This window comes from Kineococcus indalonis, from assembly GCF_009906395.1.
Classification (GTDB): domain Bacteria; phylum Actinomycetota; class Actinomycetes; order Actinomycetales; family Kineococcaceae; genus Kineococcus; species Kineococcus indalonis.
Map to the genome: position 1 here is coordinate 1 of NZ_JAAALM010000046.1, position 14,037 is coordinate 14,037.

The 14,037-nt window shown below is 76.7% G+C and carries 12 protein-coding genes; 4 read left to right on the forward strand and 8 right to left on the reverse strand.

Annotation, left to right across the window (positions count from 1 at the left end; all coding sequences use genetic code 11):
- Positions 1–131 precede the first annotated feature (131 nt).
- Both GTR00_RS04290 and GTR00_RS04295 read right to left on the reverse strand, forming a co-directional pair.
- Positions 132–1,670 carry a sensor histidine kinase gene (locus GTR00_RS04290; protein WP_166610405.1) on the reverse strand — a complete coding sequence of 513 codons (1,539 nt, stop codon included), beginning with the start codon at positions 1,668–1,670 and terminating at the stop codon, positions 132–134.
- Positions 1,670–2,386, reverse strand: coding sequence for a response regulator transcription factor (locus GTR00_RS04295; RefSeq protein WP_166610406.1), 717 nt, complete (start codon positions 2,384–2,386; stop codon positions 1,670–1,672). The genes GTR00_RS04290 and GTR00_RS04295 overlap by 1 nt, the downstream gene beginning before the upstream one ends.
- Before the next feature lie 118 nt (positions 2,387–2,504).
- On the opposite strand from GTR00_RS04295, the gene GTR00_RS04300 reads away from it, so the two are divergent.
- Both GTR00_RS04300 and GTR00_RS04305 read left to right on the forward strand, forming a co-directional pair.
- Positions 2,505–3,314 carry a HipA family kinase gene (locus tag GTR00_RS04300; protein WP_166610407.1) on the forward strand — a complete coding sequence of 270 codons (810 nt, stop codon included), beginning with the start codon at positions 2,505–2,507 and terminating at the stop codon, positions 3,312–3,314.
- Complete coding sequence (locus GTR00_RS04305) at positions 3,307–3,699, forward strand: DUF3037 domain-containing protein (protein WP_166610408.1); 393 nt, start codon at positions 3,307–3,309, stop codon at positions 3,697–3,699. The genes GTR00_RS04300 and GTR00_RS04305 overlap by 8 nt, the downstream gene beginning before the upstream one ends.
- A gap of 87 nt (positions 3,700–3,786) precedes the next feature.
- Here the strand turns inward: GTR00_RS04305 and GTR00_RS04310 are convergent, their stop codons facing one another.
- Entirely contained in the window at positions 3,787–5,721 is a 1,935-nt protein-coding gene (locus tag GTR00_RS04310; RefSeq protein WP_166610416.1) for a PhoX family protein, read from the reverse strand.
- Positions 5,722–6,007: 286 nt separating this feature from the next.
- Between GTR00_RS04310 and GTR00_RS04315 the strand changes: the two genes are divergently transcribed.
- Both GTR00_RS04315 and GTR00_RS04320 read left to right on the forward strand, forming a co-directional pair.
- Entirely contained in the window at positions 6,008–8,089 is a 2,082-nt protein-coding gene (locus tag GTR00_RS04315; protein ID WP_166610409.1) for a M3 family metallopeptidase, read from the forward strand.
- Positions 8,090–8,330: 241 nt separating this feature from the next.
- Complete coding sequence (locus GTR00_RS04320) at positions 8,331–9,200, forward strand: glycerophosphodiester phosphodiesterase (protein ID WP_166610410.1); 870 nt, start codon at positions 8,331–8,333, stop codon at positions 9,198–9,200.
- 28 nt (positions 9,201–9,228) lie between these two features.
- Here GTR00_RS04320 and GTR00_RS04325 read toward each other — a convergent pair whose 3' ends face one another.
- The 5 genes from GTR00_RS04325 to GTR00_RS04345 form a co-directional block, all read right to left on the reverse strand.
- Complete coding sequence (locus tag GTR00_RS04325) at positions 9,229–9,843, reverse strand: TetR/AcrR family transcriptional regulator (RefSeq protein ID WP_166610411.1); 615 nt, start codon at positions 9,841–9,843, stop codon at positions 9,229–9,231.
- Positions 9,824–10,732 carry a hypothetical protein gene (locus GTR00_RS04330; RefSeq protein ID WP_166610412.1) on the reverse strand — a complete coding sequence of 303 codons (909 nt, stop codon included), beginning with the start codon at positions 10,730–10,732 and terminating at the stop codon, positions 9,824–9,826. Before GTR00_RS04330 ends, GTR00_RS04325 begins: the two co-directional genes overlap by 20 nt.
- A 125-nt stretch (positions 10,733–10,857) precedes the next feature.
- Positions 10,858–12,534: a DNA repair helicase XPB gene (locus tag GTR00_RS04335; RefSeq protein WP_166610413.1), complete on the reverse strand. Its 1,677-nt coding sequence runs from the start codon at positions 12,532–12,534 to the stop codon at positions 10,858–10,860.
- Positions 12,535–12,613: 79 nt separating this feature from the next.
- Entirely contained in the window at positions 12,614–13,420 is an 807-nt protein-coding gene (locus GTR00_RS04340; protein WP_166610414.1) for a DUF4190 domain-containing protein, read from the reverse strand.
- A gap of 79 nt (positions 13,421–13,499) precedes the next feature.
- The coding region (locus GTR00_RS04345) for a WYL domain-containing protein (RefSeq protein ID WP_166610415.1) at positions 13,500–14,037 on the reverse strand (538 nt) is incomplete at its 5' end.

A 14,037-nucleotide genomic window follows, 5' to 3' on the forward strand; every position in this document is an offset into this window, starting at 1 on the left:
GTTCATCCTCGTTCACCTCTGGTGTGGTGGCGCTGGGGAGGTCGGGTGCGGGCCGGGGCCCTCACCACCATTGACGGCCCCCGGGCTGCGGGTCCTCCCGGAACGAGCTGGACGGGACCTGTGAATCCGGCTCAGCCGCGCGGCGCGGGCTCGCCGGGCCCGTCCTCCGGGTCCGCGCCCAGCCCGGCGGGGGCCGCGCGGAAGCGCACCCGGAACGTGGCCCCGCCGCCCGGGGTGGGCACCACCGCCACCGTGCCGCCGTGCCCCTGCACGATCGTGGCGACGATCGCCAGGCCCAGGCCGGAGCCGCCGGTGCCGCGCTGGCGGGAGGCGTCCACCCGGTAGAAGCGCTCGAAGACCTTCTCCGCCTGCTCCGGCGCCAGGCCGGGCCCGTGGTCGCGCACCTCCACCACCGACTCCGGCCCCGACGGGCCCGGCACCCGGCCCACCGCCACCTCCACGGGCGTGCCGGCGGGGGTGTGGTGCAGCGCGTTGGCGAGCAGGTTGGTCACCACCTGCCGCAGGCCCGCCTCGTCGGCCAGCACCACCGCCGAGGACGGCCCGGTGCCCGGCTGCACGCCCTCCAGGCGCACCCGCCGCTCCGGCGCCAGCGCCCGCGCGTCGTGCACGGCGTCGGAGGCGACCACGACCAGGTCCACCGGCTCGCGCTGGTGGGCGCGCCGCCGCTGCGCCTCGTCCAGGCGCGCCAGGGCCAGCAGGTCCTCCACGAGCCGGCCCAGCCGCGTGGACTCGCCCTCGATGCGGCCCATGACGTGCGCCACGTCGGCCGGCTCGCGCACCGCGCCCTGCCGGTACAGCTCGGCGAAGCCGCGGATCGCGGCCAGCGGGGTGCGCAGCTCGTGGCTGGCGTCGGCGACGAAGCGGCGCATCTGCTCCTCGGAGCGCTCCTGGGCGCGGAAGGAGCCCTCGATCCGGGCGAGCATCGTGTTCAGCGCCTCGCCCAGCCGCCCGATCTCGGTGCTCGTCGGCTGCCGCGGCACGCGCCGGGACAGGTCGCCGGAGGCGATGGTGGAGGCCGTGCGCTCGATGTCGGCCAGCGGGCGGAACGAGCGGCGGATCGCCAGCGCCGCCAGGCCGGTGCCCAGCACCAGCACCGACGCCCCGGTGAGCAGCGCCACCCCGCGGTAGTCCGACAGCGTCTCGCGCACGCCCGCCAGCGGCAGCGCGACGGCGGCGTTCACGCGCGAGTCGCGGTCGGTGAAGACCACCGCGCGCCACGGCCCGCCGCTGCCGGCCGCGGTGAACGGCTCCCCGGAGCGCTGCTCCACCAGCGCCGCCGTCAGCTCGGGCAGGTCGGGCGCCTGCAGGCACGGGGCGGCCCGGCTGGCGCGCGTGCAGACCTCCACGTAGCCGGAGCCGTCGGCGTCGGCCAGCCGCACGTAGACCGACGGGAACGGCACGGCGACGCCGCCGCCCTGCGACAGCTGCGCCAGCGAGGTCTGCACCGAGCGGGCCTGCACCACCAGCTCGTCGTCGACCTGCTGCTGCAGGTTGCTGCGCAGCAGCGCCAGGGACGCCGCGCCGAAGACGGTCATCGCCACCAGCAGCAGCGCGACGGCGATGACGAGCAGCCGCGTCTGCAGCGGCAGGCGCTCCTCGGCGGCGCGCACCGCCGCGCGCCAGCGGCCCGGGGCCGCCGCCCACCCCATCAGGCGCCGGAGGGGGCGCGCAGCACGTACCCGACGCCTCGCTTGGTGTGGATGAGCGGCTCCAGGCCCTCGGTGTCCAGCTTGCGGCGCAGGTAGGAGATGTAGGACTCCACGATCCCGGCCTCGCCGTTGAAGTCGTAGTCCCACACGTGGTCCAGGATCTGCGCCTTGGACAGCACCCGCTGGGGGTTGAGCATGAGGTAGCGCAGCAGCTTGAACTCGGTGGGGGACAGCTCCACCGGGCGCCCGGCCCGGCGCACCTCGTGCGAGTCCTCGTCCAGCTCCAGGTCGTGGAAGACCAGCCGGCCGGAGTCGGGGCCGGTGGGCCCGCCGGTGCGGCGCAGCACCGCGCGGATGCGCGCCACGACCTCCTCCAGGCTGAACGGCTTGGTCACGTAGTCGTCGCCGCCGACGGTCAGGCCGGTCACCTTGTCCGCGGTGTCGTCGCGGGCGGTGAGGAAGAGCACCGGCACCGGCCGGCCCCGCTCGCGCAGCTTGCGCGTGACGGTGAAGCCGTCGAGGTCGGGCAGCATGACGTCCAGGACCACCAGGTCCGGGCGCACCTTCTCGGCCAGTTCCAGCGCCTGCGCCCCGTCGGCGGCGGAGGTCACCTCGAACCCGGCGAAGCGCAGGCTGGTGGCCAGCAGCTCGCGGATGCTGGGCTCGTCGTCCACGACCAGGAGCCGGGCCTCCGGCTGGGTGTTCGCGCTCCTCACCCGGCGAGTGTGCGCCCGCAGCCTGGGAACCGGCTGGGGACGCGCCGGGCGGCGGCGGTGACCCCGCGGGGCCCCGCCCCGCCGCGGACCCGGCGGCGCGCCTGGCAGACTCGCGGGCGTGCTGCGCCCCGTCACCGCCACCCGGTACGTGCTGCCGCTGCGCGAGGGCGGCAGCATGCCGGGCCTGTGCGAGGCCGACGACCTGGGCACCTACGTGGTGAAGTTCCACGGCGCCGGGCAGGGCCGGCGCGTCCTGGTCGCCGAGGTGCTCGCCGCGCGGCTGGCCGCGGCCCTGGGCCTGGAGGTGCCCGAGCTCGTCCTCGCCGAGGTGGACCCCGTCATCGGCCGCGGCGAGCCCGACGAGGAGGTGCAGGACCTGCTGCTGCGCTCGCCCGGGGCCAACCTGGGCATGGACTTCCTGCCCGGGGCGCTGAGCTTCGACCCGGCGGTGGACCCCGTGGACCCGCTCTGGGCGGCGCGGGTGCTGTGGTTCGACGCCCTGGTCCTCAACGTCGACCGCTCCTGGCGCAACCCCAACGCGCTGTGGTGGGGCCGGCCGGGCAGGCCCTGGCTGATCGACCACGGCGCGGCGCTGTACTTCCACCACGACTGGCCGCGGGCGGCGGCCTCCGCCGCCCGCCCGCTGCGCCACGCCGAGGACCACCTGCTGCTGGGCGCCGCCGCCGACGTGCAGGACGTGGACGCGGGGTGCGCGGCGGCGCTGACGCCCGGCGTGCTGCGCGCCGCGGTGGACGACGTGCCCGACGTGTGGCTGGAGGGCGAGCCGGGCTTCGCCGCGGCCGAGGAGGTGCGCACCGCCTACCTGGACTGGTTCACCGCCCGGCTGGCCGCGCCGCGCCCCTGGGTGGCGCAGCTGGCGGAGGTGCAACGGGTGCGCCGGGCGCAGCCGGGGGCGCGCCGTGGCTGAGGGCCTGGACGTCTACGAGTACGCCGTCGTGCGCGTGGTGCCGCGCGTGGAGCGCTCGGAGTTCCTCAACGCCGGGGTGCTGCTGTGGTGCCGCGCCCGCGAGCACCTCGCCGCGCGCACCGCGCTGGACGCCGCCCGGCTGCGCGCCCTGGACCCCGGCGCGGACGCCGAGGCGGTGGCCCGCCACCTGCGCGCCCTGGAGGGCGTGTGCGCCGGCGACCCCGCCGCCGGCGCCGCCGTCGCCGAGGCGCGCGGGGCCCGCTTCCGCTGGCTGACCGCGCCGCGCAGCACGGTGCTGCAGACCTCCCCGGTGCACTGCGGGCTGACCGCCGACCCGGCCGCGGAGCTGGAGCGGCTGGTGCGCGCCCTCGTCACCGGTCCCTGACGCCGCGCCCGTCACCGGACCCTCGACGCCGCCGGGGGCGGTCGGTGCAGCCGCACCGACCGCCCCCGGCCGGAGCCCGCGCCCCGCTCAGAGCGGGCGCACCTGCACCACGGACGGGCGCGGCTGGCCGGTGCCGTCGTAGGGGAAGAACGACACCGGCGCGTCGACGCTGGCGCCGTCCAGCTCGCCGGGGTGCTGCACGGCCACGAACACGCTGCCGTCCGGGTGGATCACCGGGCCGCAGGTCTCCGCGCCCGTCGGCACCGAGAGGAACTGCCGCACCAGGCCGCGGTCCGGGCCGTCGACGGTGACCTCGTACAGGCCGTCGTTGCTGCCCAGGGTGTTGCCGTCGGTGGAGATCCACAGGTTGCCGGCGGTGTCGAACGCCAGGTTGTCCGGGCAGGAGATCGGCGAGACCAGCGAGCGGTCCACGTCGCCGAAGTACGTGCTCGCGTCGGCCGGGTCGCCGCACACCAGCACGAGGTTCCAGCGGAACCTCGTCGCCGCGGCGTCGTCGCGGTCCTCGGTGATCTCGACGACGTGCCCGTCCTTGTTCTTCGCGCGCGGGTTCGCCTCGTCGGTGCCGGCCCTGCCCTCGGTGCCGCGGTTGGTGTTGTTCGTGCAGGCGACGTAGACGCGGCCGTTGACCGGGTTGCGCTGCACGTCCTCGGGGCGGTCCATCTTCGTGGCGCCCACCGCGTCGGCGGCCAGGCGGGTGTGCACCAGCACCCGGTCCACGGAGAACCCGGGCACGCGCGAGACGCCGCCGGTGACCAGCGGGACCCACTGCCCGGTGCCGTCGTAGCGGCCGTCCGCGGTGCCGTCGCCGGTGAAGCGGGCGACGTACAGGTCGCCCTCCTCCAGCAGCCGCAGGTTGTGCTTGCGGTCGCCCTCGCGGTGCTTGCGCTTGGAGACGAACTTGTAGACGTAGTCGAAGCGCTCGTCGTCGCCCATGTACGCCACCGCGCGGCCGTCGGCGGCCAGCGAGATCGTGGCGCCCTCGTGCTTCAGGCGGCCCAGCGCGGTGTGCTTGCGCGGCGTGGAGGAGGGGTCGTACGGGTCGACCTCGACGATCCAGCCGTGGCGGTTGGGCTCGTTGGGCTCGACGGCGGTGTCGAAGCGCGCGTCCACGCGGTCCCAGCCGCGGCCCTCGCCGGCGATGCCGTAGCGCTCGTAGGCCGCGTCGGTCGCCTCCGCCGGGGCGCGGAAGTAGCCGTTGACGTTCTCCTCGCCGGACAGGACGGTGCCCCACGGGGTGGTGCCGCCGGCGCAGTTGTTGAAGGTGCCGACCGGGGTGCGGCCGTGCTTGTCCGCGTTCGTGCGCAGCAGGCGCGAGCCGGCGGCCGGGCCGGTGAACTCCATCGGGGTCTGCGCGGTGATGCGGCGGTTGAACTCGCTGCCGCGCACGTACGCCCACGGCGAGGACTGCGAGGCGCGGCGCAGCTCCACGATCGACATGCCGTGCGCGGCCATGGAGATGCGCAGCTGGTCCTCGGTGGGCCCGGCCTGCTCCGCGTAGCCGCGGAACATGATCTCCTCGTTGGTGTACTCGTTGTTGCACACCAGGACCGCGCGGTTCGGGTCGCCGCCCAGGGGCAGCACGTCGGTGTAGTCGTTGTTGTAGCCGAACTGCCCGGCCTGCGCCTCGGGGGTCTGCGCGTCGATGTCGAACTCCGGCGCACCCGGCAGGATCGGGTCGCCCCAGGAGATGACCGTCGACCAGGTGAAGCCCTCGGGCACGTCGAAGGAGTCGGAGTCCTTCGCCACCGGCGCGATGGGGGAGAAGTCGATCTGGTGGCCCGGCTCGAACGGCGCCGCCAGCAGTCGGCGGTCGCCGCCGCCGAAGGCGCTGGCCGGCTGGGCCTGCGCCACCGCGGCACCGGTCACGCCCAGGCCGACCAGGCCGGCCAGCACGCCGCGGCGGGAGACCGCGCTGCGCACGAGGTCGCCGAAGTACGAGTTGTCGGTGGTGTTGGCCACCGGCATCGCGCACGCGGAGGCGCAGCGGTAGTGGCAGGTCATCGGGCTGCGGCGGCCGGCGGGGGCGTAGGGCAGCAGCTGCAGCGTCGGGCGGCAGGCGTCCGTCGTCACGGGGGAACTCCTCGGGCGGGGGCGTCGCAGGGCCGGGAGCGGACGCCCGGCCGTCGACCGGCCGGGTGGCGGTCGTGCGCGGTGGACGCTATGGAGGCTGTGCCGCACCTGAGGCCACCGGGGGGTGTCGCGCCGGTGAACGGTCGATGGCCGCTCGCGAGCACGGATAGCCTCACCTTCGTCGGTGGTGTACGGGCGGTTGCGGCAGGATCACCGCATGACGCCGACCGCAGCGAACGAGCGACCCGCCGACCTGCCCCAGGACAACCCCTTCGCCGCCGCCAGCGACCTGCCGTTCGGCCTGCCGCCGTTCGACCGGATCCGCGCCGAGCACTTCGCCCCCGCCTTCGAGGCCGGCACCGCCGCCCACCTCGCCGAGCTCGACGCCCTCCTCGCCGCCGACCTGCCCGCCGCCGCCCTCCTCGACGCCCTGGAGTCCTCCGGGCAGCTCCTGGCGCGCGCCGAGGCCGTCTTCTGGAACCTCGTGGGCACCGACGCCGACGACGCCCTGCGCGCCGTGCAGGCCGAGTACGCCCCCCGCCTGGCCGCCCACCACGACGCGGTGCGCCTGGACCCGCGCGTCGTGCAGCGGGTGCGCGCCCTGCACGAGGACCCCCCGGCAGAGCTGGGCGACGAGGCCCGCCGGCTGCTCGCGAAGCTGCACGACGACGCCACCCGCTCCGGCGCCCTGCTCGACGAGGCCGGCGCCGCGCGCCTGCGCGAGCTCAACGCCGAGCTCAGCTCCCTCACCACCCGCTTCGACGTCGAGCTGCTCGCCGACACCAACGACCTCGCCGTCCGCTTCACCGACGCCGCCGAGCTGGAGGGCCTGCCGCCCGCCGACCTCGCCCGCGCCCGGCAGGCCGCCGCCGAGCGCGGCGAGGACGGCCACCTCATCGCCCTCGTGCTGCCCACCGGCCAGCCCGTCCTGGAGGTGCTGCGCCGGCGCGCCTCCCGCGAGCGCGTGCACCGCGCCTCCGTCTCCCGCGGCGGGCGCGGCGGCGAGCACGACACCCGCGCCCTGCTGCAGCGCATCGCCGCCCTGCGCGCCGAGCGCGCCCGGCTGCTCGGCTTCGCCGACCACGCCTCCTGGGTCGTGGCCGACGAGACCGCCGGCGACGTCGAGGCCGCCGTCGGCATGCTGCGCCGCCTGGCACCCGCCGCCCTCGCCAACGCCCGCGCCGAGCAGGAGGAGCTCACCGCCGTCCTCACCGCCGACGGCGAGCAGGCCCCGCTGCGCGCCTGGGACTGGGCGCACTGCTCCTCCCGGCTGCGCCGCGAGCGCTTCGCCGTGGACGTCGACGCCCTGCGCCCCTGGTTCGAGCTCGAGCGGGTCCTCGTGGACGGCGTGTTCGCCACCGCCACCGCCCTGTACGGGCTGGGCTTCACCGAGCGCACCGACCTGCCCACCTACTCCGAGGGCGTGCGGGTCTTCGAGGTCTCCGGACCCGACGGCGTCCACGGGCTGTACCTGTTCGACCCGTACGCGCGCGAGTCCAAGCGCGGCGGGGCCTGGATGAGCTCCTTCAGCGACCAGTCCCGCCTGCTGGGCACCGCCCCCGTCGTCGTCAACTGCCTCAACGTCGCCCGGCCCGCCCCCGGCGAGCCCACCCTGCTGACCGTCGACGAGGTCGAGACGCTCTTCCACGAGTTCGGCCACACCCTGCACGGGCTGCTCTCCGACGTGCGCTACCCGCGCTTCTCCGGCACCAGCGTCCCGCGCGACTTCGTCGAGTTCCCCTCGCAGGTCAACGAGTTCTGGGGCTTCGAGCCCGACGTCCTGGCCCGCTACGCCCGCCACCACGTCACCGGCGAGCCGCTGCCCGCCGGCGCCGTCGAGGGCCTGCGCGCCGCGCGCGCCCACGGCCAGGGCTTCTCCACCCTGGAGTACCTGGCCGCCGCCCTGCTCGACATGGCCTGGCACCGCCTGCCCGCCGGAGCCCTCGACGGCGCCGCGCCCGAGGACGTCGAGCGCTTCGAGGCCGACGCGCTCGCCGAGGCCGGCGTGGCCCTGGAGGCCGTGCCCCCGCGCTACCGCAGCACCTACTTCCACCACGTCTTCGGCGGCGGCTACTCCGCCGGCTACTACTCCTACGTGTGGAGCGAGGTCCTCGACGCCGACACCGTGGAGTGGTTCCACGAGAACGGCGGGCTGCGCCGGGAGAACGGCGACCACTTCCGCCGCACCCTGCTCTCGCGCGGGGGCAGCGTCGACCCGATGCAGGCCTACCGCGACTTCCGCGGCCGCGACGCGGCCATCGAGCCCCTGCTGCGCCGCCGGGGGCTGGTCACCGCCTGAGCCTGCGCCGGCGCGCCCGGGGGTCGCTCCGGCCCCGGCGGTCGGGGGACCCCCGGGGGACGGGGCTCCAGGGCAGGCGCGCGCGTGCCGAAGCAGTCCCCGAGCACGCGCCGGGGCGAGGACCCGGCGACCGGCGAGCAGGGCGGAGATCCCGGTGGTGGGCAGCAGCGGTCGAGCACTCGTCACGCAGAGTCCGCCCGCAGGCCACCCGCCGGACGCGTGCGCCGGTCACGGTGAGGGTGTGGTCAGCGCACACCCGCTCGCACCGCCCCTCGTCATCGCGCACCGCGGTTACTCCTCGGTGGCGCCCGAGAACACCCTCGCCGCGTTCGAGGCCGCGCTGCGCTGCGGCGCCGACATGGTCGAGACCGACGTGCACCCGGCCGCCGACGGCTCCGCCGTCCTCATCCACGACGAGGTGGTCGACGCCACCACCGGCGGCCGCGGCCTGGTGGCCGACCTGGCCGCGGAGGAGCTGACCCGCCTGGACGCGGGGTCGTGGTTCTCCCCGGCGTACTCCGGTCAGCGCGTGCCGCTGCTGGCGGACCTGCTGGACCTGCTCGCCGACCACCCCGGCGCCCAGCTGCTGCTGGAGCTGAAGGGCCGCTGGGACCGCGAGCAGGTGGCCGGGGCGGTGGGCGAGGTGCGCCGGGCCGGTGCCGTGGAGCAGGTGGTGCTGCAGAGCTTCGAGGTGAGCACCCTGGCGCGCGTCCAGGAGGTGGCCCCGGAGGTGCGCCGCGCGGCGCTGCTGGAGGCGCCGGCCGCGGACGCGCTGGCGCAGGGGCGCGCGCTGCGCCGCGACCTCGGCGTGATCGCCTGCAACCCCTCGGTGGCGTCCCTGGTGGCCCGTCCGGCCGCCGTGGAGGAGCTGCACGCCGCGGGCCTGGCGGTGTGGCCGTGGACGGTCGACGAGCCGGTGCTGTGGCGGGCGCTGACGGACGCCGGGGTGGACGGGGTGATCACCAACCGTCCCGACGGGTTGCGCGGCTGGATCGAGGCCCGCGCGGACGTGCGCCCGGAGCCGGCGGACCTGCTGCTGGCGGCGATGAGCCAGCGGGGCCGGGCGGTGCCCGCCACCGACGTGCAGCTGGCGCGGCTGGCCACCCGCTGAGCGCTCCCGCGGGCCGGCTCCGGGCGGGTCAGCCCCCGGCGGGGGCCGGGCGCAGCCGCAGCACCCGCGCGACCAGCTCCAGCGCCGTGTCCCGGTCCGCGTCGCGGTCGCGCTCGGGCTCGGGGTAGCCGCGCCCGTAGGCGGTCTCGGCCAGGGTGAGCACCCAGCGGGCCGCCTCCTGCGGGGGCATGGCGGGGTCGGCGCGGCCGGCGGCGACGAGCCGCTCGACGAGCGCGGCGACGCCGTCGAGCGCGCGCCGGTCGTCCTCGGCGACGAGCCGGGTGACCACGGGGTCCCGGTGCGCCTGCGTGACGACCTCGACGAACAGCCCGGCGACGACCGGGTGGGTGGTCTCCGCCCACAGCCGCTCCACCACGGCCGTCAGGCCCCGCCACGGGTCCGGGTCGTGCACGGCCCGCGCGAGGGCCTCCTCCTGCTCGGCGCGGTCGAGCTCGAAGATCGCGTGGAAGACCGCCTGCTTGGAGGGGAAGTAGTGGAAGAGCCGGCCGGTGCTGATGCCGGCCGCGCGGCAGATGTCCGCGGTGGTCGTCGCCTCGAAGCCCTTGCGGGCGAACAGCTCCACGGCGGCCTCGACGATCTCGTGGCGCCGTCGGCGGTGCTGCTCAGGGTCGACCGTGCGCATCCGGCTCCTCGTGCTCGTCCTCGTCCTGGTGCCCGTCCTGGTGCCCGTCCTGGTGCCCGTCCTGGTGCCCGTCCTGGTGCCCGTCCTGGTGCCCGCGCGCCGGGCCCGCGGGGGCCGGCTCCCGCCGGGGGCGGGCGTCCGGCGCCTCCGGCGGGCGGGTGGCGCCGGCAGCAGTGTCCCCTCCGCCGGGTGCGGCGCCGGCGGCGGCCCGGCGGCGACGCACCTCGCGCACGGCCACGGCCAGGGCCAGGAGCACCGGGGCCCAGAACTTCGCGGTGGCCAGCACGGCCGCCAGCCACCACGGCGCGTGCAGGTCCGGCAGGTCCAGGTCCGGCCAGGGGATCGCCGGCAGGTCCCAGTCCGGCCAGGGGATCGCCGGCAGGTCCCAGCCCGGCCAGGGGATCGCCGGCAGGTCCAGCGCGGGCAGCTGCTCGCGCAGCCACGCCAGCACCCGCCGCACGACCAGCTGCACGAACGCGGCGACGCCCAGCAGCACGAGCACGGCCCTGCCGACGGCGAGCACGACGTGCCGCGAGGCCCACAGCACCGCGTGGCGGCGCTGCCAGGCGTGCCAGCGCGCGGCGGTGGTGCCCGGGGGCGGCTCGAAGGCGGTGCGCACCGCGCGCAGCGGCCCGGGCTCCACGAGCACCACGTCCAGCGGCACCCCGCGCGGCAGCACCCGCACCACCACCCGCGGCCGGTGCGGGCCCGCGCCGCCGGGCAGCTCGACGCCCACGCGGCCGGCGCCGGTGCGCTCGCCGAGCGCGGTGCCCCCGCGCCGCAGCCGCACGCGGGCCCGGTGGCCGACGGCCTCCACCTCCGCCTCCAGGAGGGCGCCGCCGTGGCGCAGCCGGAAGAGCAGGGGGGTGGGGGCGCCGGTGGCGGTCACCCCACCATCGTGAAACCGAGCGCTCGGTCTGTCAATGGGCCCGAGGGCGCCCGCACGCGCCGACGCCCGGCGGGGGAGGACCCCGCCGGGCGTCGAGCGCACGGCGACCGCGCCGCACCGGCGCGTCAGCTGCCCGGCAGCACCCCGTCGGCGTCCGGCACGCCGCCGTCGATGTCGTCGGCGTCCACGATGCGGTAGGCGTAGCCCTGCTCGGCCAGGAAGCGCTGCCGGTGGGCGGCGAAGTCCTGGTCCTTGGTGTCGCGCGAGACCACCGTGTAGAAGCGCGCCGAGCCGTGGTCGCCCTTCGGGCGCAGCACCCGGCCCAGCCGCTGGGCCTCCTCCTGGCGCGAGCCGAACGAGCCCGACACCTGGATGGCGACCTTCGCCTCCGGCAGGTCGATGGAGAAGTTCGCCACCTTGGAGACGACCAGCGTGGTCACCTCGCCCTGCCGGAACGCCTCGAACAGCCGCTGACGCTCCTTCACCGAGGTGTCGCCCTTGATGACGGGGGCGTCCAGGCGGCGGCCCAGGTCGTCCAGCTGGTCGATGTACTGCCCGATCACCAGGGTCGGCTCACCGGCGTGCTGGGCCACCAGCTTCTCCACCACCCGCGACTTCTCCGGCGAGGTCGAGCACAGCCGGTAGCGCTCCTCGTCCTCGGCCGTCGCGTAGGCCAGGCGCTCGCCCTCGGGCAGCGTCACCCGCACCTCCACGCAGTCCGCCGGCGCGATGTAGCCCTGCGCCTCGATGTCCTTCCACGGCGCGTCGTAGCGCTTGGGGCCGATGAGGGAGAAGACGTCGCCCTCGCGGCCGTCCTCGCGCACCAGCGTCGCCGTCAGGCCCAGCCGGCGGCGCGCCTGCAGGTCCGCGGTCATCCGGAAGATCGGCGCGGGCAGCAGGTGGACCTCGTCGTAGACGATCAGGCCCCAGTCGCGCGCGTCGAACAGCTCCAGGTGCGGGTAGACGCCCTTCCGCTTGGTCGTCACCACCTGGTACGTCGCGATCGTCACCGGGCGGATCTCCTTGCGCGCCCCGGAGTACTCGCCGATCTCGTCCTCGGTCAGCGAGGTGCGCTTGATGAGCTCGTCGCGCCACTGCCGCGCCGAGACCGTGTTCGTCACCAGGATCAGCGTGGTGGCGCGCGCCCGGGCCATCGCGCCGGCACCCACCACCGTCTTGCCCGCCCCGCACGGCAGCACCACCACGCCGGAGCCGCCGTGCCAGAAGCCCTCCACCGCCTCGGCCTGGTACGGGCGCAGCGACCAGCCGTCCTCGGCCAGGTCGATGGGGTGCGCCTCGCCGTCCACGTACCCGGCGAGGTCCTCCGCCGGCCAGCCCAGCTTCAGCAGGACCTGCTTGAGGTTGCCGCGCTCGCTGGGGTGCACCGCCACCGCGTCCGGCGCGACCCGCGCCCCCAGCAGCGGCGCCGCCTTCTTCGAGCGCAGCACCTCCTCCAGCACCGGCACGTCCAGCGCGTGCAGCACCAGGCCGTGCACCGGGTCGTTGGCCAGCTGCAGGCGCCCGTAGCGCGCCATCGTCTCGGCGACGTCCACCAGCAGCGAGTGCGGCACCGAGTAGCGGGAGAACTCCAGCAGCGTGTCCACGACCTGCTCGGCGTCGTGCCCGGCCGCGCGCGCGTTCCACAGGCCCAGCGGCGTCAGCCGGTAGGTGTGCACGTGCTCGGGGGCGCGCTCCAGCTCCGCGAACGGGGCGATGGCCGCACGGGCCGCCCGCGCGCGCGGGTGGTCGACCTCGAGCAGGAGCGTCTTGTCGCTCTGGACGATGAGGGGGCCGTCGGTCACGGGGTCTTCAACCCCGCCGGGCGCCGGGTGCTTCCGCGCCGCGCCCCCGTGCGGCCGTGAACGGGCTCACAGCGCCCCCTCACGCGCCGGTGACGATCGAGACGCTGTCGTAGGAGGTGCCGTAGGAGGGGTCCTGGCCCGCCAGCCACGCGACGAACGCCACCACCGCCACCACCGACAGCAGCGTCAGGCCGATCGTCACCCACGCGACGACCTTCCCGGCCAGCAGGTGCCCCAGACCGCGCCGGGCGCCCTGCGAGGCCACGATCTCCCGCCGCGCGCCCGGCGCCATCGCCAGCGCCACGACCGCGGCGATCCACCCCAGGCCGCTGAACACCAGCACCAGGCCGCCCACCGCGGTCCACAGCACCGCGTGCGCCGTCCCCGCCACCGGCGGCTGCCCGTAGGGGTCCGCGGGCGCGCCGAGGGTCTGGTTGTAGGGCTGCCCGTACGGCTGGTCGTAGCCGCCCGGCTGGCCGTACGGCTGCCCGTGCTGATGCTGGCCGTACGGCTGGTCGTGGTCGCCCGGCCGGCCGTGCGCGGACCGGTCCACCAGCGGCGGGTGCTCGGCCGCCGTGCCCGGCGTCGTCCACGGCGGGGGGACCGCGCCGTCCTGCGGCAGCGCCCGCGTCGCCGCGGCGTCCGCCGACCCGTACGGGTCGGCGGTGCCGTACGGGTCGCCCGCGCGGTGCGCGTCGCCCTGCGCGCGGTACGGGTCCTCACCGGCGCGGTACGGGTCGTCCCCGGCGCCGTGGGGGTCGCCCGCGCGGTACGGGTCCTGCGCGTCGGCGCCGGCCGCCGCCGACGCCGCGTGCGAGCCGGGCTGGTCGGCGTCCGGCTTCTCCCACCAGGAGCGCCGCTCCCCGCCCCGCTCCGACTCGCTCATCGCCCGTGCTCCCCTCGCCCTCGACGTCCCGTGCCGCGCGCGCGGGTGCCCCGACGACGCTAGCCGACCCCCGCGCGCCTCACGCCCCCTGCGGGGCCACGCCGGTGACCCGCTGCACGGAGAAGGTGCGCACCGAGCGATCGAGGCGGTCGAAGGCGGTGATGCGACCGCCCTCCACGCCGATCGGGTCCACCAGGTGGCGCCGGGGCGTGCCGTCGGTGTCCGCGTAGCCGATCCACACCGCCCGCCCCGCCGCGGCCGCCTCCCGCAGCATCACCAGCGAGGTCACCGGGTCCAGGTGCTCCAGCCGCGGGGCGTCGGCGTGCTCGGCGCGCCGGCGCTCGCCCGCCTCGGCGTCCTCGTCGCCGGCGCGCACCGAGCGCACCGCCGCCGACAGCAGCGCCGGCGACGGCGGCGGCGGCTCACCGGTGACCGGCCGCGGCGGCTGGCGCGCGGCGCTGCGCAGCTCCGCCGGGCGGCGCACCACCAGCTCCCCGTCGGGGCCCTCCGCGGCCGGCGCCACCCCCGCCGCGCGCAGCGCCGCCAGCACCTCCTCCGGCTCGGCCGCCGCGGCGAGCACCGTGGGCGCCAGCGGGCGCAGCCCCAGCCGCGCGCAG